Annotated in this window: 17 protein-coding genes; 4 read left to right on the forward strand and 13 right to left on the reverse strand. The window is 43.4% G+C overall.

Annotated elements, in window-relative coordinates; genetic code table 11:
- Nucleotides 1–272 precede the first annotated feature (272 nt).
- The 3 genes from HMPREF9969_RS08375 to alaS all read right to left on the reverse strand — a co-directional run bounded on the left by HMPREF9969_RS08375 (nucleotide 273) and on the right by alaS (nucleotide 5,185).
- A complete protein-coding gene (locus HMPREF9969_RS08375) occupies nucleotides 273–1,853 on the reverse strand; it encodes a hypothetical protein (RefSeq protein WP_009435369.1) in 1,581 nt (526 codons plus the stop codon).
- A gap of 33 nt (nucleotides 1,854–1,886) precedes the next feature.
- Nucleotides 1,887–2,090: a hypothetical protein gene (locus HMPREF9969_RS13045; RefSeq protein ID WP_036894819.1), complete on the reverse strand. Its 204-nt coding sequence runs from the start codon at nucleotides 2,088–2,090 to the stop codon at nucleotides 1,887–1,889.
- A gap of 428 nt (nucleotides 2,091–2,518) precedes the next feature.
- A complete protein-coding gene (alaS, locus tag HMPREF9969_RS08385) occupies nucleotides 2,519–5,185 on the reverse strand; it encodes an alanine--tRNA ligase (protein ID WP_009435400.1) in 2,667 nt (888 codons plus the stop codon).
- 177 nt (nucleotides 5,186–5,362) lie between these two features.
- Here alaS and HMPREF9969_RS08390 point away from each other — a divergent pair, with 177 nt between their 5' ends.
- Nucleotides 5,363–5,701: a MerR family transcriptional regulator gene (locus HMPREF9969_RS08390; protein ID WP_009435381.1), complete on the forward strand. Its 339-nt coding sequence runs from the start codon at nucleotides 5,363–5,365 to the stop codon at nucleotides 5,699–5,701.
- A 123-nt stretch (nucleotides 5,702–5,824) separates the two neighbouring features.
- On the opposite strand, the gene HMPREF9969_RS08395 is transcribed toward HMPREF9969_RS08390, so the two are convergent.
- The 9 genes from HMPREF9969_RS08395 to HMPREF9969_RS08435 form a co-directional block, all read right to left on the reverse strand.
- Complete coding sequence (locus HMPREF9969_RS08395) at nucleotides 5,825–6,883, reverse strand: DUF4876 domain-containing protein (protein ID WP_009435360.1); 1,059 nt, start codon at nucleotides 6,881–6,883, stop codon at nucleotides 5,825–5,827.
- A 286-nt stretch (nucleotides 6,884–7,169) separates the two neighbouring features.
- A complete protein-coding gene (locus HMPREF9969_RS08400; protein ID WP_009435365.1) occupies nucleotides 7,170–8,576 on the reverse strand; it encodes a hypothetical protein in 1,407 nt (468 codons plus the stop codon).
- 21 nt (nucleotides 8,577–8,597) lie between these two features.
- The gene (locus HMPREF9969_RS08405) at nucleotides 8,598–10,049 is read right to left on the reverse strand and encodes a hypothetical protein (RefSeq protein ID WP_009435375.1); all 1,452 of its coding nucleotides are present in this window, start codon (nucleotides 10,047–10,049) and stop codon (nucleotides 8,598–8,600) included.
- A gap of 15 nt (nucleotides 10,050–10,064) precedes the next feature.
- Nucleotides 10,065–12,488, reverse strand: coding sequence for a TonB-dependent receptor domain-containing protein (locus HMPREF9969_RS08410; protein ID WP_198005086.1), 2,424 nt, complete (start codon nucleotides 12,486–12,488; stop codon nucleotides 10,065–10,067).
- A 567-nt stretch (nucleotides 12,489–13,055) separates the two neighbouring features.
- Entirely contained in the window at nucleotides 13,056–15,356 is a 2,301-nt protein-coding gene (locus HMPREF9969_RS08415) for a RelA/SpoT family protein (RefSeq protein ID WP_009435352.1), read from the reverse strand.
- 40 nt (nucleotides 15,357–15,396) lie between these two features.
- On the reverse strand, nucleotides 15,397–16,563 hold the full coding sequence (locus tag HMPREF9969_RS08420; protein ID WP_009435393.1) for a lytic transglycosylase domain-containing protein: 1,167 nt from the start codon (nucleotides 16,561–16,563) through the stop codon (nucleotides 15,397–15,399).
- 40 nt (nucleotides 16,564–16,603) lie between these two features.
- Nucleotides 16,604–17,383 (reverse strand): DUF5683 domain-containing protein, encoded by a 780-nt coding sequence (locus HMPREF9969_RS08425; RefSeq protein ID WP_009435373.1) that lies wholly within the window; start codon nucleotides 17,381–17,383, stop codon nucleotides 16,604–16,606.
- Nucleotides 17,384–17,424: 41 nt separating this feature from the next.
- Nucleotides 17,425–18,330 carry a ParB/RepB/Spo0J family partition protein gene (locus HMPREF9969_RS08430; protein ID WP_009435389.1) on the reverse strand — a complete coding sequence of 302 codons (906 nt, stop codon included), beginning with the start codon at nucleotides 18,328–18,330 and terminating at the stop codon, nucleotides 17,425–17,427.
- Between the two features lie 3 nt (nucleotides 18,331–18,333).
- Complete coding sequence (locus tag HMPREF9969_RS08435; RefSeq protein WP_009435379.1) at nucleotides 18,334–19,101, reverse strand: ParA family protein; 768 nt, start codon at nucleotides 19,099–19,101, stop codon at nucleotides 18,334–18,336.
- A gap of 114 nt (nucleotides 19,102–19,215) precedes the next feature.
- On the opposite strand from HMPREF9969_RS08435, the gene surE reads away from it, so the two are divergent.
- A complete protein-coding gene (gene surE, locus HMPREF9969_RS08440) occupies nucleotides 19,216–19,989 on the forward strand; it encodes a 5'/3'-nucleotidase SurE (protein WP_009435363.1) in 774 nt (257 codons plus the stop codon).
- Nucleotides 19,990–20,000: 11 nt separating this feature from the next.
- Complete coding sequence (gene lpxB, locus HMPREF9969_RS08445) at nucleotides 20,001–21,161, forward strand: lipid-A-disaccharide synthase (RefSeq protein WP_009435351.1); 1,161 nt, start codon at nucleotides 20,001–20,003, stop codon at nucleotides 21,159–21,161.
- Nucleotides 21,162–22,118: 957 nt separating this feature from the next.
- Here the strand turns inward: lpxB and HMPREF9969_RS08450 are convergent.
- Nucleotides 22,119–23,621 (reverse strand): ATP-dependent RecD-like DNA helicase, encoded by a 1,503-nt coding sequence (locus HMPREF9969_RS08450; protein WP_009435355.1) that lies wholly within the window; start codon nucleotides 23,619–23,621, stop codon nucleotides 22,119–22,121.
- Nucleotides 23,622–24,210: 589 nt separating this feature from the next.
- On the opposite strand from HMPREF9969_RS08450, the gene HMPREF9969_RS08455 reads away from it, so the two are divergent.
- Nucleotides 24,211–24,423 (forward strand): hypothetical protein, encoded by a 213-nt coding sequence (locus HMPREF9969_RS08455; protein WP_009433829.1) that lies wholly within the window; start codon nucleotides 24,211–24,213, stop codon nucleotides 24,421–24,423.
- Nucleotides 24,424–24,457: the final 34 nt, after the last annotated feature.

The following is a 24,457-nucleotide window of genomic DNA, read 5'->3' on the forward strand; positions in this document are numbered from 1 at the left end:
CCAGATACGTATTGCCTTGCTGCCAAATACGTATCTACGTTCTGATAGATGCGGTGAGCGTTGCTGCTGAATGCGGTGAGCGCTGTCACTAAATACGCATCTAACGGCTGCGCAATGCGTATCTACGAGTTGCTAAATACGCATCCGCCAACACGTAGATACGGTGAGCGTAGCTACGGAATACGCATCTAGTAGAAGCCTTGTCCATTAGGTGCGCATCTTCTCTATAAAAGAGAGTTGGAGCGAGGTTTCAACAAGGGATATCGCAAGAACTATTCAAACAATGGTTCTATCCTATTTCCAAAGTAGCGGTAGGGATTAGCAACAGCGACAGAACTACTAGTGAACACCAGACCATATGCGTAGTCGTTATGCCTTGCATCAGCACTAGATGACCAATAGTAGGCATATTCACCAACACCAACCAATAGAGCAGAATAAGAGTAATAACCCAAAGCGGGCAGATAGAAATACTTACTTGCGTCGGCAACATCAGGAAGAGTGTTAGATGTTGACCAGGAACGATACTTAGAAATTATTCTCCAATCGGTACCATCGGCACCTACATTACCGTTGAACCCGATTATATAATCTTTCTTCTTAAACCACATACCGCCTTTATATAAATGACCCATAGTTGTCCACAGTTCGTCAGCGTCCCAACGTGGATCGCCCATTGCAGCATACCACGTCATTTCGTGCACGTTAGGAAGAGTTACGCAAGAATGAATAGCTAAATTACTTATACCCCAACCAGGATAACTTTCGTTATAGTAACGAGGGTCACTATTATTTTGGGCGTAATTGCTATTACTCTGACCGTTCAACACTGGCTGCCATGGATTGGCGCTATTCCACTCGTGACCTGACCAATAATTCTGCTGGGCGTCCCACATATAGTATTTGTCGCCGTCATAGTTCTTTACGTCAAGCGATGCAGTCATGTCGTAGTAAGTGTTAGAAGCATAAGCAGTAGCAGGAAGAGTCTTCGTAATAGTACCCTCCGTACCCGTTGCATTATCTTTTACCCAGTAACGAACTCTTAAGGTATGAGTTCCTGGCTTAATCACCATGTAAGCACCGTTTGTGGTTACACTGGCTGAACTATTGGTTAGTGGAAAACCATTAGGATTGCTACCACCTTTTGTCGTCAAGACAATCTTCTTGCCACCTGTACCTGCAGAAGCATCCAGATTATCCGTGCTTGTGTTGACTGTATAAGTCTCCGCAATATCGTTGTCAGAAGTTACTTCTACCTTGGTTAAGTAACAGTTTTGCAGAATTGTGTTACTTGTGTAAGGCTGGAAAACAAGGTAAGCTGCTTGATGCTCTAATTCAAAAGCAAATTGTTGCTTGTTTGGCACCTTGGTTGCCGTTGCAGTACCATAGTCGCCTGCTGTGCCAAAGTGCTCGGTGTTGTCTGGCTTTGTTTGTGTTTGAGCAGTAGAGATCGTTACTTTTTTATCGGTAGCATTACTGTTCTTACCCAAGTAATAAACCTTATAACTTGTGTGTGCTGTAAACTTGCCTGGAACTTTATACTTAAAAGAAGCTACCTTACTGGTTGGAGCATTGCTGCTCTTCTGTAATACGTTATCATCATCCTTTACGTAGATATAATCGCCTGCTTCCCAATGGAAGTCGCTACTGTTATAATCCAGTGAGGTGCGGGTTTTTGCCTCGTCTCCTGCTACGAAAGTTGTTAGGTTCTTGTCGTTATCCTCGTTGGGGTTCGTTGGGTTCTGTGCTACATCCTCATTAGCACAGGATGCAAAAGCCAAGGCTACACCAAATACGAGTGCCAAGGACTTTAGCTGTGATGTAAATGAATGTTGTTTCATTGTTTTCTTCATCTTTTCTTTGTTCTCTTTGTTAATAACTCTCTGTTAGTCTTCCCATGAAGATGTGTTTTCATCTTCTAAGTCTTCATCATTCCATTGACTTGCCTTAGCAGCAGCTGGACCAGAAGCGTGATTTGCCTTCTTATGCTGGCTCGGGAAAGACGTATCCATCAAATAAGTGGCTTCGTTGACTTGAATTATCATACACTCTGGTGCAGAATAACTCTTCTTTACTTGCTTTTTTCTCATTACTTCATTGATTAAAATAGTTGTTATTTCGTTCTTATTTTGCTCAAAATCGAGTTCACAAAAGGGCATAAAAAAGCGAACAAAGGAAACTCCTAGAAGTCCTTTGTTTACAGGGATTACGGCACGCTTCGCGCGCGCGTATGCGAGAAGAAAAAATGTGTTATTAGACGCTAGGTGCGCATATGTGTGTGTGTGTGTGTGTGTTAGCAAATTATTTGGATTGACCAAAGATAAAGTGCAAAAAGATGCAAAGAATCGAATAATTCTTTGCAGTACGTCATTGCCTTGATATGTCATTGCTAATTGTTTCACGGCGGCAAAGGTAAGAAGATAAAATGAAAGGAGCAAGGAAAAGAAGAAAAAAGTCTCATCCCCGCCTCTTTTCTTGTTGCGGGGATGAGACTGATTAGGGATAAAAGTCTCCCAGTTTACAAACTAAGTAACTCTATTACCTTTTCAACAGCAGCACTGATACCATCGGCATCTTTACCACCTGCTTGTGCATAATGTGGCTGACCGCCACCGCCACCCTTAATGAGTTTGGCTGCTTCACGTATTACTTTTCCTGCATTTAAATCGTGATCTTTCACCATATCGTCACTGAGCATGATTGAAAGCTGTGGACGATTCTCATGTACGGAACCTAATACGCAAACGAGATTCTCTGGTAATGCTTCACGAACCTTGAAGACGATATCCTTAGCAGAAGCAGGATCTACTGGGAGCACTGCCTTAACAACATGTACACCATTCAATGTTTCTGCACGTTCTACCAATGATTTCGCTGTACGATCAACTGCTTGCGCACGGAAACGCTCAACCTCCTTCTTCATCGCATCATTCTCTTCAACAAACTTGATGAGAACTGCCTTAAGATCCTTAGCATTGTTGAACATTGCCTTCAAGTCGCGCAAGGTATCTTCAAGTGCATAGATTGCATTCTCGCAAGTTTCGCCAGTCATTGCTTCAATACGACGAACGCCTGCAGCAACGCTACTTTCGCCTACAATCTTAAAGAAACCGATGCGACCCGTAGATTTAGCATGAATACCACCACAGAACTCACAACTAGGACCGAAGCGTACAACACGAACCTTGTCGCCATATTTCTCACCAAAGAGAGCTACTGCACCCATTTCCTTTGCTTCCTCCATTGGTGTATCACGATGCTCGTCAAGAGGATAATCCTTACGAATCATCTCGTTGACAAGTTTCTCTACTTGGCGAAGTTCCTCATCGGTTATCTTCTGGAAGTGAGAAACATCGAAACGGAGCGTGTCAGGACTTACGTAAGAACCTTTCTGCTCGGCATGCTCACCAAGAACTTGCTTCAAAGCATAATCAAGCAAGTGGGTTGCAGTATGATTAGCTGCCGACGCATCACGCTTATCTGTATCAATACATGCCATGAATTCAGCCTCAACGTCCTTTGGCAATTCCTTGACAATATGGATGCTCTGGTTGTTCTCACGCTTGGTATCAATGACATTGATCGTCTCATCCTCGTTGACAAGTACACCTTGATCGCCAACCTGTCCACCCATCTCACCATAGAATGGGGTATAATCGAGTACAATCTCATAGAAACTATTCTTCTTCTGTGTCACCTTACGATAACGGAGAATATGACATTCGTACTCTGTATAATCGTAACCAACGAATTCCTGTTCGCCTTCACGTACAATCTCCCAGTCACCATTCTCAACAACAGCAGCATTGCGAGCACGTGCTTTCTGCTGTTCCATCTCTTCATTGAATTGCTTCTCATCAACGGTATAACCATTCTCACCGCAGATAAGTTCGGTCAAGTCGAGTGGGAAACCGTATGTATCAAACAAGCGGAAGGCTTCCTTACCATCAAGTTCGGTCTTGCCATGTGCCTTCAATTCATCCATTGCACCATTGAGCAATGTGATACCCTTATCCAATGTGCGCAAGAAAGAATCTTCCTCTTCCTTCATCACACGACCAATCAGTTCACGTTGTGCTGTAAGTTCAGGATAAGCAACGCCCATCTCATGTACCAAAACATTGATTAGTTTATACATGAAAGCCTCTTTCTGATCAAGGAATGTGTAAGCATAACGCACAGCACGACGAAGGATACGACGGATAACATAACCAGCCTTTGCATTGCTTGGCAACTGACCATCGGCAATAGAGAATGCAACGGCACGCAAGTGATCGGCAACAACACGCATTGCGATGTCTACCTTCTGCTCGTCGTTAATGCCTTCGCCATTAGGACCTTCTGGGAAGGTGTGGTTATACTTCTTACCAGAGAGGCACTCAATCTCTTCTATTACTGGTGTGAAGATATCGGTATCATAGTTAGAGTTCTTTCCTTGCATCAAGCGAACCAAACGCTCGAAGCCCATACCCGTATCAATAACGTGCATCTTCAATGGCTCAAGGCTACCATCAGCCTTACGATTGAACTGCATGAAGACGATGTTCCATATCTCAATTACCTGTGGATGATCCTTATTGACAAGTTCCTCTCCAGGCACCTTAGCTTTCTCTTCCTCTGAACGGAAGTCGATATGAATCTCCGAACAAGGACCGCAAGGACCCGTGTCACCCATTTCCCAGAAGTTATCGTGCTTATTACCATTGACGATATGGTTCTTTGGGAAATGCTTCTCCCAGTAGCTTGCAGCCTCATCATCACGTGAGATACCTTCTGCCTTATCACCTTCAAAAACCGTTACATAAAGGTCCTTTGGATCAAGATGCAATACATCTACAAGATATTCATAAGCGTAATCAATAGCACCTTCCTTGAAGTAATCGCCAAAGCTCCAGTTACCCAACATCTCAAACATCGTATGGTGACTGAGAGCAGCATCACGCCCCACTTCTTCCAAGTCGTTATGCTTACCACTAACACGCAAACACTTCTGTGAGTCAGTACGTCGGCGTGGTTCTGGTTCCTTTGTTCCAAGGATAATATCTTTCCACTGGTTCATACCAGCATTCGTAAACATCAGCGTAGGGTCGTCCTTGATAACCATTGGGGCAGACGGTACGATAACATGTCCCTTCGACTCAAAGAACTTCAAATAGGAGTCGCGGATTTCATTTGCAGTCATCATCTTTATTATATATTTAATTCAATTTTCTACCTAAAAGTGTTGCAAAGATACTGACTTTTGCGTATTTTTGCAAGCAATTAAGCTGCTGAATACACAAAATCTTATTTACCATCGTGGGAGTGTAAAGGTGTTTCATCAGCATAACCACATAAACAACTGAATTTAAAGAAACGAGATATGGCAGAGAATCCGCATAAATTGTATTATTCAATAAAGGAAGTAGCGCAACAAATAAACGTTTCGGAGAGTCTGCTGAGATATTGGGAGACTGAATTTCCACACCTTCGTCCTAAGACAACAGGCAACCGTGTGCGCCAATATACAGAGAAAGATATCGAACAAATAAAGGTTATCTACAACCTTGTGAAGGTGCGCGGTTTCAAGATTGCAGCTGCCCGCAAGATGTTACAAGAGAACCGCAATGGTGTTGAAAAGAGTCAGAAGGTTATGGAAACGCTCTTCTCTGTTCGCGACCAACTGAAGGACTTGAAGAAACAACTCGATGGCTTGGTGTAAAGTCAGCCATACCTGAAAGGCATAGTCCTTATTCGTTCTGAAAGAAATACTCATATACAGCATAGGGACAGACGATTTCGTCTGTCCCTATGACGTTTGTAACTCAACTATGTGAACGCTCTCTTACTTCTTCCTCGACAATGAGGCACGCTTCACTTCAAAGTCGGCTGTGGTATTATTATCGTCTACATACTTCTTTCCATCCCACTTCCTTTGCAATGAAAGACCAGAATAAATGGGATAATCGCCCTTCTTCATACTTGAGAAAGACACATCTGTCACGGCATTATAACCACGGTCGAGCTTGCTGGGGCGCATTTGGAACATACGACGAGGACAAATCGTTATACAATCAATGACGCTCTCAAACGGAACCTCTATCGCATAGAAATCGCCGTGAGCACTACTGGTGACGGTGATATAATGCAGATAACCTTTGCTATCCTTTGTTTCGGCATAGTTCTTCTTGAATTCCTCTGGTGTCCAAGGGAGTTTTATCAAGGCTATACCGTTGCTTTCAGACACACGAGAGAAGTCATAAGAAGATCCGATATTATCGCTGGCGTCGGTAGATGTGAGGATAGCACACATATCAGGTACGTTCGGATTGTTCTTCTGTCCGGGGTCATAGTTGATGTTTGTCCATTCAAAGTCGGCTTTACTCAAGTCCAGGAAGTCATCCAGCCCACCATACATACTCAAGTCCTCGCCTTCCAGTTCTGACTCAAACTGCGCCTTATGGTCAATCGCATACTTAGCCACAATGATGGTCTGACCAGGCTTTACGGGATAATCCGCACCCTTACCAGGGAAATAAGAGATGCCCGATGCACCATAATAACGATTGACAAAGTCGTCTTTCGGAGCAAACTGAATCGCCCTACTAGGGTCGATGGCATTGACACACAACGCCAGTCCGTCCAAATACTTCACCTCATTGGTCGGATTAAATATAGCAATGTATTGGTCATCATTATACATCTGATTCTGATTCTTCATACCCCATGCCCTGACATCACGATACCAGTAATGCCCAACGTAAAACACTTCTTTTATGATCAGATGGTCTAACTTCGTCTTAGAAGTAGACTGTTTCACCGGCATCTCATTACGTGTACAGCTACCAAAACATACGAGTATCACGCTCAACAGCAGGTAGGTTATTATCTTCTTACGCATCATTCTTTCTCTTTTATCTTATGAGTTTATAATCTTTAAATATATAGTATGCAACGTTACCACAGCTTAATAATTTCATTACCACAGACTAGTAATTAGTGTTCCATATATTGAAGCGGAGCGTCTCAAAGCCTGAAACGATGTGTATCATAGGCTTGAGACTGTGTGTTTCAGCCCATGAGACTGTGTGTATCATATATCTGATACTCTGTGTTTCACAGGTCTGATACTCTGTGTATCATGGGCTGAGACGATTGGCACATAGCATTTCCTCCGATTCAACCTCTTATTATAAGAACCAGTTACCAAAGCCAGCTCCACCTCCAATACCATGTGTTTGCACATTTTGAGCAGCCTCCATCGCATCCGCCGAGGCAAGTCCTATCTCATGCCCCATATAGAAGTATAACGGGTCGTTAGGGTCGATTGTCGTTGGATCAGTATCGAAGCTACTGCAAAAGACCTTAATAGGTATGTTGAAGCGGAATAGTTCCTTCCACTCAGAATCAGCCCCGTATTCCTTCGGTTCATCAGGGTTATAAGCCTCCGAACAGATGAATGGGCTACGGAACACATAGGTGGAATGGCGGTTGAGATACTCCTCTTTAGGAATGAGAGCCTTCTTGCCCTTCGGACATTTCATCACGCGCACCGACAGATAGAACTTCGGAAGGAGATAAGACGGACGAGTATATCGCCCAGCCTCACCTGTTGCGGGATCCTGCCTACGGGTTATCTCCAAAGGCCACTCCCGATGTAATGCATCGTTCTCATCGGCATCTATATCGAAATTGAAGTGCCCCTTGAGTCCTACTCTATCCTGATCATAAGGTGCAACAGCCCAATCGGCATCCTCACGAGTGAGTGGAGGTAGCAGTCGCTGATTGAATAACTCACGTGCACCATCAGCCATTGCGTCTTGAATCCACGTGTCACGATAGGTATATTCGAATATCTTTGGCGTCAGAGCCGCACGCTCTTTCCATGTCGAGGTATTGGCAAAGAGCGGTGAAGGCACAGGGGTAGTATCTATCGTTCCGCCCTTCTTCCAGTCGCCAAACTTATCCCTCTTAGGCTTCCACGTACCTCGGCAATCCATCACTTCATACGGGTTTCCCTTGTCATCCACCTCACTCACGGTGAAGAATATCTGATATTCATCCGAGTGATTGAGTATCTCGTCATTCATGAGCTTGCCCTCCTTATTGAAGAAATAGAGGCACAATCCCCATCGCTTCAGCTTTCCGCCAATGATACGAATATAGTCTGGGCCTTGCTTTCCATCGTTCTGTTCGAGATAGGTCACCGTACTCTTCCGTTGAACCTCTACCGTTGGCCACTTGCCCGCATTGTTATGTATGAGCACAAACTCCTCTTGCTTCCATGGAGCATTCTGATAAACAAAGTTGCCGTGCATCATGCCATCACCATGCGAGTGACCTTCCTTGAACATGGCAAGGCATGTAGCCCAATCCTTAAAGGCTCCATCAGCATCAGGATTAGCCATTTCGCCCGATACTTTCACATTCGATAAGCTATCAACATAACGGTCGGCACCACTATGCGCAACGCCTTTCGCCGCTAGTGGATTATCATTATAATCAACATGCACATTGCCAAAGACGAAGTCGTCACATGACGTACACAAGCCTAGAACAGCAACGAGCAGGAGAATACTCTTGATTATCTTTTTCATTACTATTAGTCCTTTCTTCTTTTACATCAATACTATGTTCTGTCTATATTGCGTGAAGTAATCCTGTGGATGGGTCAACATCCGCCACAGCTGTGCCTTCTCTACACCAGAATAGAAACGCTTCACGTCTTCATAACACTTCTCTTCGCCATCCTTCACATCAGCGATAATGCGCACTGACAAGGGATAATCAATATCGAAACTGTCCCATCCAGGCTGTATCTCATTGAATGCCCAGAGGAAAGCACCCTCACTATTGTTCGTGTTGCAATACTTCGCTGGCTTCTCAGACTCGCCTGTGTGCTGTTGTCCCTTATTCAAGATATGACAAATGCGAACCTGTAATTGGAAGGCAACATTAGCCCGATGGAACTGCATAACGCCCTTAAAACCGAGCCTGTCTAAGTCTGATCCAACATCCAGACTGCGCTTCTGGCGCAACAGCCCCACGGTGTGTCCGTAGCGTTGTCGGGGCGACTCGGTATCGGGATCGATGAAGTCATCGTTATAAACTTCGGTGAATAGCTTGCCAAGCTCCTCCTCCACAGGGTCGGTGTCGCGGTATTCATAGGTGAAGAGTTCCGGTGTTATCTTGTTCAGAAGGGTCTGGTCTATCGTCTTGTAGAGCCTATAACTCTTCCCATCAAAGGTATGAGGCTTCAAGGCATCAGGCTTACCTGATAGTTCAATAGCCTTCCAAGCGAGGTCTGGCTGATAGCTCACTTCATTCTTACCGAGCTGGAAGTTCTCTGGAGCAAAGATGTTCGACGTAGAGAATTTACTAGCCATCTCCGCTGCACCAGCTTTCTCCCTAAAGGTGTATCGGTCGTAATACGTGGGCGAATCAGCCAACGAACGTGGATAAGCCAACTGTATTCCTTTCTTGCGTTCAGCACTTCCTGTACCCGTAGAAACCTCTTGATCCAATGACGAGTTACCTACTCCAAAGAAGTGTTGATGCACCAGTAAGGTGGCGTTATCCTCGTCTGGTATGCTGTAACCTTCCTTATCTTTCGTGAAAGGATAGCCCGAGAATTGATGATTGATAAGCATTCCGTTGCGGTCATAATACTTGAGTTCTAAACCGTAATAGATATTGTCTGACGCTATTACATCAAAGCAATTACGCTCGGTAGTAATGGTCATCTGCCCATCATCATCACGTGTGATATCAATCTCCTGCATAATGGGTAACATTGTTTCCGGACTAACCACATGATAGGTATTATAGGCTGTGAGCGAGTCATTACCATCTGGTCCGACACCAATCATTCCCCCTTTATACCCCATTCTAAGGATGGCGTGGACAGCATAAATCTGTTCATGTCCCTTCACATCACGCTCTATTGATGAGGGCGGAGCCTGTACTATCTTCTTGAAGAAGTCATCTACTTGATCGTTGGAACAACTCCCGAGCAGGAGTCCCATTAGCATTATGGCAAGTAGCGATAGTATGTTTCTATTTCGTTTCATATACTTTTCGATTGATTAGAACTTAAACAATGTACGTAAGGAGAAGTTGGCTCCACGCTCATGGGCGTAGTAACGGAACCGATCAGTGTACTCCTTATATAATGCGTTAAGGATGTTTTCACCCACAAGCATAAACTTCAATTCTCTTCGTTGCTGTAGTTTGATGCGCAACTCGGCTGTACCATTCAAAAGGAAGTAAGCAGGTGGCGAGTCAGGAACTAAATCCTTATCAGGGTCAAAGCGGGTTTGCTTTGTCACATAAATACCCGATAACGACAACGAACCATGATATTTATCATCCTTCGTAAGTCCTCGTTCGTAGGTAGATGATAGTCCGTAACGATCGGAAGGCATAAAAGGTAGCCAGTCGTTATGCGTCAGATTGCGTGCGAACATCCATTCGCCTTTACCCACAAAGGTGAGTCCTTGCAAAGGTTTAAGCGTTGCCTCAATATCACCACCATATAGTTTCACATCGTCCTGATCGTAGATGAACTTAGGATACTTACCACTCGGATGGTTATGGAAGCGGTCTTTGCCTTCTCCAATGTGGTCATAGATGTAGCTATTAATGCGCTGTAAGAAGAAGCTCGGCTCTACTGACAACCACGCATTGCGGTATCTTGTACCTACCACGAGTTTGTATCCTCGCTCACTGGCAAGGTTCTTATTGCCCACTACCCAGTAAGAACCATCCTGCAAGCCAATGGCATATAACTCGTTAATATCAGGTGGTCTCCATGACCAACCAATGTTAGCTCGGATGTCCCAAAGGTCTGTCAACTGGTAATGAGACGCCAGACTCATGGTGAAGTTACTATACAGCTTGAAGTCATCATAGTAAGTGTAATTACTCAAACTACTATATCCATTCACCGACATTACACGGAAGTCATAACGCATACCCAAGGCACATTGCAATCGACCGAACTCTGCCTTATGCAAGAAGTAACCACCCATTGAGAGGGCAGCGAAGTTCGGAACGAAGGCTGGTTGTTTAGTTCCTGGATAGTTGAAGTTCGTTTGATAGGTATTAGATAAGCCTGCATCTGTGGTCATGTTCCATCGTTTCCACTTAGCATGCCAGAGCACATCAAACTTATAAGTCTTCAATATCAAGTCTTGAACAGGTATCCAACTCCATTGCGCCTTCTTCCTGTTTTCAAACTCCTGACGCAAGTTCTCTTGGAAAGAAAGGGTGAAGTCGAGATGGTGATAAGCGTTAATATCCCACTTCAATTCGCCTTTCAGCGTTACATGTTGCGACTGCTGGAATGGCGGCTTAATGCTATATGAGAAGGGTTTAACGGTCTCTGGGTCTGGACGTCCATACTCGAAGCGTTTGATGAGTTGGTTCAAATCGGATATCTTACTAGCATAATAGATTCCACTTCGTTGGTAATAAATACTCGAGAAGAGCGTCGCTGTCACCTTTCTCCCTTGATATCCTGCAAGTGCAGAGAGGCTTATTGTGTTATAACCAGTATTGTTTAAGACGTAATCGGCAGTGCGATAATCACCGCCTTTTGTGTACATTCCATGTAGGCGCAGACCGATATTCTTGCGTCCAGCTTCTATACTACCTGAACCGCTAAAGCCCCTTGCGTTGGTGTCATATCCCATATTGACATTACCGCTCACCATGGTCTTCTTGTTTCCATAAGGTAGTGGAGCATCATTCAAGAGAACAACTCCGCCCATCGCACCAAAGCCATAACGAATGCACTCGGCACCCTTGACTACCTCAACCATACTCGATCCCGTATAGTCTAACTCGGGTGCATGATCGGCTCCCCAGCTCTGACTTTCGAGTCGAACTCCATTGTTCATCAATAGGATTCGACTACTGTGCATACCCTGAATAACAGGTTTGGCAATCGTGTTTCCTGTGCTAATCGAGCTCACGCCAGGCACCGTCTCAAGTAGTTTGGCTAGTGAGGTTGCACCGCCTTTCTCTAATGCCTCTTGACTAATAGACGCCGATTGTTGCAAGACAGTGGTATGTCCTTTCAAGGCTGTAATCGTCACATTATCCAACTGCTTAGAGTCGTCTTTCATCGTCAAGACCACTTGTCCGTCTGCTGGAACAACTATCAAGCGTGACAAGTTCTTGTAACCTAAATAAGAGACCGAAACCTTTATGCGAGTTACAGGATGTTTGAACTTAGCCACACAACGACCATTAATATCCGTGACAACGGGAGTTGCCAAGCCTTCGCAATGTATCACAGCACCAACGAGGGGCTCTTGAGATTGTTCAGCAACTACGGAAAAGGTGATTGAAGAACCTTCATTCTTATCATCATCACCAACATGTTCCCTCCCATGCGCCGTTATCGAGGCTAAGAGTGGAGGCGAGAAAAGTAACAAAGAAGACATTAGGATTGTAGATGACAATAATCTAACATGCCTTCCAAAGTTCATCTTTAATTTAATCATATATTATCAGATTGTGAGTAGTTTATCACTTAAGTTTATGCAATTCTCCCACTCTTTGCAGGAGAAATAAGTATCTTTTAATATGCTACTCAGTTCATAAATTAAGCTTAGAGATCTATTGGCTATTGCCTACAGGTCCGCAGATTCGTAGATGTTTGTTTGTAGATGAAGTCCTATTCAGTACTTTATTCTATACAACACCTTAATCGTTTGCAAAGGTATAGATATTTATTTATTACTGCAATACTTACTTTTAGCGATTTACATATTACTTATTTTTGGGTAAGAACATGGTTATTTCAACTACAAAACACTATTTTATGGTATGTTAGATATAGGATTTTAGGGTGGAGAAGTTCGTGTCTTTCGTATTCTAACATATTGAGTTACGTGAGACATGACAATGAGGATAAAAGAAAGAAATGCCCTTCTTCATAGAAGGAAGGCGTTTCTTTGCAACGAAGAGAGGCTTTCTTCAAAACGAAGAAAGCCTCTCCTTTACTTGTATCCATTAGTCACTTCTTCCCTACAAGGAAGCTACATGGTGACTTCTGGAAACCTTCTTACCTATAAAACAGATTGTACTTCTTGTACACCTTTTATATTCTTCATACTCTCAACAATCACTTCTACATCATTGCGATCATGTACTTGCATCTCTATTGTACCATCAAATATGCCATTATCACTCGTGATTGTGATCTTACGAATATTGATTCCTAGCTGATCAGAAAGCACATCGGAAATATCGTGTAACATACCACTTCTGTCAATACCACGTATCTGTATAGCTGCTTCAAAGAATAGACTGCGGTGCATATCCCACTTTGCATCCAATATACGAGTACCATAACTGGCTTTCAATTTAGCTGCTACTGGACATGAACGTTTGTGTATCTCAATGTGATTCTTATTATCGATATACCCCAAGATATCGTCCCCTGGTATGGCATGACAGCAATGTGGGAATACATAACGATAGACATTATCCTCATTGATGAAGATTGGCTTCTTCTTATTTAAGTCCTTTGTTACAACGATCAAACCTTCAGAACGCTCCGAGTCATCCGTGTTCACGGCTTGCATCTCCTTCTTTCCACTTGTCTTCAAGAATGGCACATAACGACGCCAACCACGCCCTTCTGTAGGCTTCTCTGACTTATTCTTCCCTCGAAGTTCATTAAGATCTGTATCTCCAAGGATGACTGTCTTATCCCCAATAGACAAGAAGAGACTATCGTGCTTCTTAAGGTCGTGCAACTCACAAAGCCTATCTAATACGACCGTTGTCATCTCTAAGTCGTTTGCTCTCAACCATTGCGACAATCGCTCTTCACCATTCTTCTGCACCTCACGACTCTCCCTACGAAGGATTGCTTGTATCTTTGCTTTTGCCTTAGCAGTCGATACGAAGTTAATCCAAGAGGGGTCAACATGCTGTGACATAGACGTGAGTATCTCAACTTGATCACCACTTTGTAACTTATGACTAAGCGGTACTAGCTTGTGATTAACCTTTGCTCCAATGCAGTGACTACCAAGGAATGTGTGTATCTGAAAGGCAAAGTCGAGTGCAGTACAGCCTGCTGGCATTGTTTTAATCTCCCCTTTTGGAGTAAAGACAAATATCTCTGAGGCAAAGAGATTGAGCTTAATAGCATCTAAGAAGTCCATTGCATCAGGCTGAGGATCATCCAGAATCTCCTTGATTGTACTAAGCCATTCATTCAATTCACCCTCATCTTCTGTTATTTCTCCACCATCCTTATACTTCCAGTGGGCTGCAAATCCTTGTTCAGCAAGCTCGTTCATGTGTTCAGAACGAATCTGCACCTCTATCCATCGACCCTTTGCTGACATCAAAGTGACGTGTAATGCCTGGTAACCATTAGCCTTTGGATGGTTCACCCAGTCACGAAGTCGATCGGGATGACTCTTGTATATCTGACTGATGGCGACGTAGATTTGGAAGCAGTTATTGATTTCCTCTTCCTTAGACTTAGGCTTATAGATGATTCGAACAGCAAGGATATCATAGATCTCTTCGAATGTTACATGTTTATTCTGCATCTTACACCAAATGGAGTAAGGGCTCTTCACACGTGCTTTCAACTCATATTCAAAGCCCATCTTATCGAGTTCTTTGCGGATAGGAGCAGTAAACTCGTCAAAGAGAGTGTCGCGTTGTGCTTGCGTAGAAGCCAACTTCTTCTCAATAGAAGCGTATGCGTCAGGGTGCTCATAACGGAAACTAAGATCCTCTAATTCGGTCTTTATCTTATTAAGACCTAGTCGATTCGCAAGCGGCGCATAGATATAGAGCGTTTCACCAGCAATCTTGTATTGTTTGTTAGCAGGCTGTGAAGCAAGGGTGCGCATATTGTGTAAGCGGTCACAAATCTTAATGAGTATGACTCGAATGTCGTCACTCATCGTCAATAAGAGCTTCTTGAAATTCTCTGCTTGAGCGGAGGCTTGCTCTCCAAAAATGCCTCCAGAAATCTTTGTCAGACCATCAACTATCTGCGCAATCTTCGATCCGAAGATGTTTTCAATATCCTCTACTGTGTAGTCTGTATCCTCTACAACATCATGTAATAAGGCTGCACTAATGCTCGTTGCACCAAGTCCCATCTCTTCACAAGCTATCTGAGCAACAGCGATTGGGTGCAAGATATATGGCTCACCTGACAATCGGCGAACACCTTTATGAGCCTGTCGTGCGAAGTTGAAAGCCTTAGTTATGATGTCAACCTTCTTACGATGACGAGAGGCAAGATAGGTATCTAGAAGATGTTGAAAGGCTTCATCAACCATCTTCTCATAATCAATCACTTTTTCTTCTGTTCGTTCCTTGTCTTTATCCATAGTGCATCCTTTCCTATATATAATAAGGTGAAAGACTTGTTTAGTGCATCATTACGCCCTGTCTATGTAGTGCGGTTGTTTGGTTCGTGTTAGTAGCAACGACATTAGGGTTGGTTTTCTCGAATGATGCCTCATCTTGATATATAAGTTCTTTACTATCGTTAAACTTCTCAATCATATCTACTGGCAATCTTAACTTAGCCATTCCGTAAGTGGAAAAGGCTTTCACTACACCCAACTTGTACTGCGGATTAAGTGTTTTAATCTTATCTAATTCAATCCCCAAAACGTCTGCCACCTTCGCTAATGTAACATCTTTCTCTATCACAACAGTATCACATTGAGCTGGAAGATTGGTTGGAAGCGGTGTTATATTATAATCGCCATAATAATTCATCACGTAGTTTACGGCTATAAAAGCAGGCACATAACCTCGTGTCTCTTTAGGGAGATAACGATAAACTGCCCAAAAATCGGATCCACCCCCAGCCTTAGTAATAGCACTACTCACACGTCCTGGACCACAATTATAAGCTGCTAAAGCTAGAGTCCAATCTCCAAAGCGATTATAAAGATCGCTTAGCAAGCGTGCAGCAGCATAGGATGACTTCTCAGGATCACGCCTTTCATCAATGTAATTATCAATCTGAAGGTTATATTGTTTACCCGTAGTTGTCATGAACTGCCATAGTCCTGCGGCTCCAACTCGCGATGTTGCATTAGGGTTAAGACCTGATTCTATAATAGGAAGATACTTCAGTTCTTGTGGTAGACCATAGCTACGCAAGGCCTTTTCAAAGAATGGGTTGTAATAGCTTGCACGCCCAAGTAAGTAACTCGTAGACTTCCGCCCAGCCTTTGTGTACCTATCAATATATCGTTTCACTTCGTCATTACAAGTCAATGTCATCACTTCTGAAAGGCTACGCATCTTACGTTCAATACCTTCCAAACCTTCTTCCAAATCCCCGATAGTGCCTTTCTCTGTTGTTTCCTCACTATTCACGCCCTGAAGTTTACCACTTTCATAGAACTTATCATCTGAGTAGTCAACATCAACATAACCAGTCAATGAGCCATCAGCAGTTGGTATTACAACATCTAGACTCTTACCATGATTGTCTATAACAATTTGACTCTGCGCGTGTAAACTAGCAGTTGTCACCAGTGTAATTAATAGTGCAACGAAATATCTCTTATGGTTCATTACGTCTTATTTAGTTAACGCAAATACAGTGCGTCACTGCTTAGAATGTCAAACTACAGCCTAGTCCTATTGCCGAAGAACGGAAGGGATGATTTGGCGTAGCGATACTCTTATCTTGAATGACTGTCGGTGCAATGTGTAATGACAGGTCATCTGAAATATTAAAATCCGACAGGGAGGCATCTACATAAGCATCAATAACTGATAAAGCATAGACTGCCACGGTTGCAAAGATGCTCAAATCGCGCCAACGACGATAGCGATCTTTACGTTGTTTGAATATGTTTTTATAGCGTTCTTCATTAGCAGATGTAATCGTTGTACCCAAATGCAAGAAGCTATTATAGCTCTGGGTCGTAGGGTCATTATCAACAAGATCAACGTATGCCTGTGCATAGTCATGATACATCTGATTATTCCATGTCATTGCGTAAATACACCCAACAATACCGCCATAGAATATTGGGAGCTTCCAATACTTACGATTATAAACCTGTCCAGCACCAGGTAATACCAATGCTAACCACAGTGCTCTCTTAGGATTAGGACGCCACTTTGCCCAATCACGACCTTGTCGCTTCACAAGACTAAGGCTATCCTTACGCACAACGGAAGTAAGACGTCCTTCATCATCTGGTGTTAATATCGCTCTTTCCTCCACATACTTTTCTTGTGAATTAGGAACTTTAACTACGGAGGAATCGCCTGGATAGATTACTTTTATCGTATCATCAGAGACATTCTGAGCCTGCATACCCATTGAACAAACGAGCATCCCTACTGCTAATATCCCCCTACGAATTATATTCTTAACCATCATCACTATCCGTCTTTATTAACTAATACCTGTAAAGAAGTACTTTACTTCATTTTATCCATCACTTCCATTATATGCTCCAATTCTTCTTCTGAAGCAAACGGAATACTTATCTTCCCCTTTCCACTCGCATTGCAGCTCATCTGAACCTTTGTGTTAAAGAAAGAGGAAAGGCGTTGCTTGAGGATATTAAACTCCTCCGGCAGACGTGCGCGGGCCGCTATTTTCTTCTTGGCAGACTGTATGTCTTCCCCACTATTAAGCTGTTGACATAGTTCCTCTACCTTTCTAACACTATAACCATTCTTTAGAATCTCACGATAAAGCTTCAGTTGTAATGCCGGACTATCTAATGATAACAATGCACGAGCATGCCCCATGTCAACTTCCTTCTTCTGTAATGCCATCTGCACTTGCGCTGGAAGTTTTAAAAGACGAAGATAGTTAGCTATAGCGGCACGACTCTTTCCTACACGCTCTGCCACTCTCTCTTGTGTCATACCACTCTTCTCCAACAAGTGTTCATAGGCAAGTGCGATTTCAATAGCATTCAAGTCTTCACGTTGGATATTCTCTACCAACGCCAATTCCATCACACTTTCGTCCTTAATCGTTCGAATATAAGCAGGTATAGCTGTTAATCCAGCTAACTGGCTTGCACGCCAACGTCGCTCACCAGCGATAATCTGGAAGCGGCTATCAGCTATCTGTCTCAAGGTGATTGGTTGTACTAATCCAAGCTCACGAATACTATTTGCCAACTCTTCCAAAGCGACTGGATCAAACTCACGACGTGGTTGATTAGGATTCGCTTCAATCTGATCTAAGGCTATCTCATTAATCGTTGAGCTGCCTTGTGTACTAACAGTATCAGTAGAAATCAATGCGTCAAGCCCACGACCCAACGCATTTGTCTTTGCATTTCGATTGTATTTCTTATGTACAGCCATTCCTTATTTCTTATTCTTTTCGATGATTTCTTTTGCCAGATTAAGGTGATTCTTTGCACCAGTAGAGTCTGCATCATAGAGGATAACTGGTAATCCATGACTCGGACTCTCGGATAACTTCACGTTACGTTGTATGACTGAACGGAACACCAGTTCCTGGAAATGACGCTTAACTTCATCATATATCTGTCGAGCTAACCGAAGACGACTATCATACATTGTCAATAAGAAGCCTTCTATCTCGAGCTTCGGATTAAGCTTACTCTTAATAATCTTGATTGTATTCAGCAGTTTGCTAATACCTTCCAAAGCGAAGTATTCACACTGAACAGGTATGATTACGGAATCAGCTGCAGTCAAGGCATTGACCGTAATGAGCCCTAATGACGGACTACAGTCTATCAGAATGTAATCATAATCATCACGAATCTCAGCAAGCAAATTGCTCATTACCTTCTCACGCCCGCTGAGTTTCAACATCTCAATCTCGGCTCCGACAAGGTCAATATGGCTGGGCACAATATCAAGCCCATCAATATCAGTTGTGTAGATAGCGTCTCTTATATCGGCATGGTCAATGATACATTCATAAATAGAACAGTCCACTTCCTTTATATCTACACCCAAACCACTTGACGCATTAGCCTGTGGATCGGCATCGATAACCAACACGCTCTTCTCTAAAGTAGCAAGAGAAGCCGCTAAATTGATGGTGGTTGTAGTCTTTCCAACACCGCCTTTTTGATTGGCGAGAGCGATAATCTTTCCCATTTCTCTATATAATCCAAATACGTTTATTAGGCTACAAAGATACACAAATTATGTGAGACAGGTATGCTTTATAAACCTTTTTTCGTACTTTTGCACTGAAACAAAAGTGAAACAATGGAATTTAATAGACCTCTCATACTCGTCTCTAACGATGATGGATACCACTCGAATGGTATTCGCACGTTGGTTTCTTTCCTCACAGACTTTGCTGATGTGGTTGTTTGTGCACCCGAGTCTGGACGTTCTGGATTCTCATGTGCCTTCTCGGTAACTGATTATTTGTTATTGAAACAACGTCATAACATTCCTAATTGTGAGGTATGGTCATGCACTGGAACGCCTGTCGATTGCGTTAAACTTGCATTAGATCAGTTGCTCAAAGAGCGTAAACCAGATTTAATTCTTAGTGGTATCAACCATGGCGACAACTCTTCTGTGAATAATCACTACAGTGGTACGATGGGAGTAGCCTATGAAGGCTGTATGAAATATATTCCTTCTATTGCCTTCTCAAGCTGTGACTATAACACAGAAGCCGACCTCTCTTACCTCAGGGATTACGTAAGAAAGATTGTAAAGAAGGTTCTTACCGATGGACTCCCTAAGGGCGTATGCTTGAATGTGAACTTCCCTAAGGTGGAGAAGTTCGCTGGCTTGAAGGTTTGCCGTATGGGATTCGGTAGTTGGACACGGGAGGTTGAACGTTGCAAACACCCTCGTGGCTTCGATTACTATTGGCTAACTGGGCATTATCGAAACGATGAACCCGATGCCACCGACACGGATCAATGGGCTTTAAATCATGGCTATGTATCGGTTACGCCAACACGTATTGACGTCACGGACTACGATATGATTGAGAAGATGAACACGTGGAATACCCTCTAAACACTTGATATATGAAGTATTACTTGATTGTTGGTGAGGCCTCTGGTGATCTACATGCTTCACGACTGATGCAGTCTTTGATGCAATATGACCCTGCTGCAGAGTTCCGCTTCTTGGGTGGAGATCTAATGCAGAGAGTGGGTGGAACAAGGGTTAAACATTATAGGGAACTTGCCTACATGGGCTTTGTGCCGGTTCTACTCCACCTACCTACTATCTTCAAGAACATGAAGATGTGCAAGGAAGATATTGTACGTTGGCAACCCGACGTAGTAATCCTCATCGACTATCCAGGCTTCAATCTTAGTATTGCCAAATATGTAAAGAAGAATACAAACATACCTGTCTTCTATTACATCTCACCGAAGATATGGGCATGGAAGGAGTGGAGAATCAAAGCTATTAAGCGTGATGTGAAGGAGATGTTCTCTATTCTTCCGTTTGAAATAGCTTTCTATGAGAAGAAACATCACTACAAAATACATTACGTTGGCAACCCAACTAAGGAGGAAGTAGATAACTTCCAACATGTTTACACAGAGTCGAAAGATGAGTTCTGTCAGCGTAATAACTTATCGTCGAAACCGATTATTGCTATCCTTGCAGGCAGTAGGAAACAAGAGATAAAGGATAATCTTCCGTCAATGCTTGAGGCTGCACGCCACTTTGAAGATTATCAAATGGTGATTGCGGCAGCCCCTTCTATCGAGAAATCATACTATAAGAAATATCTCGGAGATAGTGAAGCTAAGATGGTGGAGTTGCAGACTTACGAGTTACTCACCCACTCCACAGCGGCATTAGTAACGAGTGGAACCGCAACACTTGAGACCGCCTTACTCAATGTTCCGCAAGTGGTTTGCTATGAAACGCCCGTTCCGAAGCTCATTCGTTTCGCTTTCAAGCATATAATTAAGGTGCGTTTCATCTCCCTCGTCAACCTCATTGCCGATAAAGAAATCGTACAGGAATTACTCGCCGACCGCTTTTCAATTTACAATATAGCCAATGAGTTATATCGAATCTTACCTGGTCAGCCTGCTCGTGAGCGCATGCTTGCCGATTATCAAATCGTTCGCGAACGCCTAGGAGATGCTATTGCACCTGATAATGCAGCGAGGATAATGGTTGAAAAGCTAACAGGTAGCATTGCACAAGCAAACATCCCATAGCAAAGTAGCAATGAGTTTCAAGTGTAACGCAGCAATGCCTCGTTAGCAACGAACAAGCAGGTGCAAATGAAGAGACGCCCTTCTTGCCATGAAGAAAGCCTCTTCTCACATCAAAGAGACGCCCTTCTCCCACGGAGATAGGCGTATCTTTGAATATAGATAGTACCATAAAGTAGGGACAGACGCCCTCGTCTGTCCGCCAAATCGCATCTAATTCGTAACGAACTCCCCCTTCTTATGCGGACAGACGAGGGCGTCTGTCCCTACTTTTTGGTGCCACTTGAATAGAAAGAAACCTATCCAGATTAGCTTCCATTAGGCACTCCTCCCCTCTGGAGAGGATGGGTGGGGTTTCCGGACGAGGACGTCTATCCCTATTTCTTTGCATTGTTTAGGGGATATATCCACTCATCTAAGGAGGCAATAGGAAGCTGGCGGAGATTTCTTAAAGTGTTCTTTGCTCAATAAGATGACCTGTTTGCACTCCTTGTCTAATAGGCTTCCGCATTCTTTCTCCCTATCTTCCAGTCCCTTTCCCATGCGTCTTACGTCTTTTTCATCTATATCTTTTATTAGTCTCATCGTGATGAAGCTAGTGTCTCATCATGATGAAACCAGTGTCTCATCGTGATGAAACCATTGTCTCTTCACGATGAAACTAACTTTATGTGCGTGTGTAAATGATGCGCAACACGTCAGAAAGAAATGGGGAACGGGTGATAAATAATGCTGAAACAGGTGGAAAACGATTCGCAAACGGGTGAGAAAGATTGGTCAAACCTGTTAAATAAAGGGGCTCTAACCATACATAACAAGGAAGTTAAAGAATGGACGACTTACTTGAATATACAAGTAGAGGCACTCTTTAACTTCCATGATTATATGTATCTGCAAGTGTCAAACAGGCTTATACGTACAAATAAGACTTACAAATACTCCCTCTCTTTCGCACTAATCTTACGCTTCCTCCACCTGTGTCTTCGGCCAATTAACGAGATAAAGGTGCTCCGTGGCACGGGTGAATGCCGTATAGAGCCAGTGGATATAGTCGGGAGTCAGCATCTCATCAGTCATATATCCCTGGTCAAGATAGATGTGCGCCCACTGCCCACCTTGTGCTTTATGACAGGTAATCGCATATCCGAACTTCACTTGCAAAGCGTTGTAATAATCATCTTCACGTATCTTCTTCATACGATCAGACTTCAGTGGCACGTCGGCATAATCTGCCAGTACTTGTTGAAAGAGTTGTTCGTTCTGTTCGTGCGTTAGTGCTGGTGCTTCCGTTGTGAGCGTATCAAGGATGACGATCATATCCTCTTCGGTATTGTCGTAATCGGGGAATGATAAGGTAACATCGGCAAAGCGGAATCCATAAAGCTCCCGCACATTGCGAACACTACGCACAATAGCACGGTCGCCATTGGCTATGAAGCCCCCTTCAATCCCCCTGAAAGAAGTCAGACCTTTGTTGGAGGTCGCCTTACCTTGCATTCCCTCCCCTGCTGCTTGGGCTTCCCCACCTTCGGGGGGATTGTGGGGGGCTTTATACTTATTCTTCACCACCATCAACATATCGCCCGTTGTCAATTCTTCTTCACGCCCTAATACCATATTACGAATACCCTGATTGAAGATATTGGCACGCTTATTCGACCGTGTGATAACCATAGTTTCATCTATTCCTACTTCTGCATAACTCGTTGAAAGGCTTTCTATGAGTTCATCGCCAGGTACGATTGAGATATCGGTAAAGCCTTTGAGGCGAATCTGGGGTAGTGCTGTTGCTTGGTCGTGGGTAATCATTTGCCGAATGATGGTGGCATTATAGAGGATACCAGAGTCTTGGCTCTGACGGAGAACTTCATTCAAATCACACTCATAGACCTTCAAGCCATAAGCAGCTAACACGTCAGCACGTAAGGCGGGACTCTCGGCTTCACCCACAGGGGGCAACTGCGCCTTATCACCAATCAGCAACATTCGGCAGTTGCGCTCGTTATAAACAAACTGAATGAGGTCGTCTAACAAGCAACCACTCCCAAAGGTGGAGTTCACGGAGGTTAGACTTATCATTGAGGCTTCGTCTATCAGGAACAAACGATTACGATAGAGATTCGCATTAAGGTTGAACTTTCCATCCAATCCAGCGAATGTTCGCTCTCGATAGATACTTCGATGAATGGTAGCAGCAGGCTGACCAGAGTTTAAAGAGAATACTTTTGCTGCACGACCAGTGGGTGCGAGGAGGCTTATCTTGTATTGCAAGTCTAAGAGCGTGCGCACAATAACACTTGCTAAGGAGGTTTTGCCCGTACCAGCACTACCTCGGAGTATCATCACACAACGCTCATCGCTATCGGTCATAAAGCGTTCGAAGACATCAAGGGCATGCATCTGGTCGGTGGTCGGAGCGAACGGGAAGTTACGAAGTATCTGATACATTAGTTCGTTGGACATGTGTCTTACCTTTATCGTTTCCTTATGTTATAATCATCTATTAGGACGGCAAAGGTACAATATTCTTATTACATCACACTCCTTTTTTAAAGAATACGTATTAATGGTACTCTCTACTCCCCTCTCCATTCGGAGAGGGGTCGGGGGTGAGGCTTTTTCTTTTGTTTTTATTTGGCTAGTTAATTAATTCTTATTACCTTTGCGCCCGTTGAGTGAGAATTAACTTATTAATAATGATGTTACAAACAACGAAATTCAATCAAGCTAACGTTTGCGCCTTATATAATAAAGGTGTAAGCCGTGCTATTGCGTTGGAATCTTTAACATCTAAATACGAGAAAAAGATAGCAAATAATTTGGTAGTTCCAAATATTTGTATACTCTCTCTCTCTCTCTCTCTCTCTCTCTAGTAGAGCAGACGTAAATTACACATTTTTTTCTTCTCGCGTACGCGCGCGCGAAGCGTGCCGCAAACCCTGTAAACAAAGGACTTCTAGGAGTTTCCTTTGTTCTTTTTTTGTGTCCGTACCTAAACCGAAATATAGAGAAATTAAGCACGAAATAACAACTATTTTTAATCAATAAAACAATGGAGAAAAAGAAAGAAAAGAAGAACTATTCTGCACCTAATTGCGTAATAGTTCAGGTAAACGAAACCACTAATTTAATGGCGGGGTCTCCTTTTAATGGTCAGCACAACCCAGCAACACCTGGAGGAACCATCAGCAGTGCTAAGCAAGCACCAGCATGGCAGGGAGCTGACAATGAGAACGAAGACGATTTTTCCGCTTGGGAAGACTAACAGAGAGTTATTAACAAAGAGAACTAAGTAAAAA

The organism is Prevotella sp. oral taxon 306 str. F0472 (assembly GCF_000257925.1).
GTDB lineage: Bacteria > Bacteroidota > Bacteroidia > Bacteroidales > Bacteroidaceae > Prevotella > Prevotella vespertina.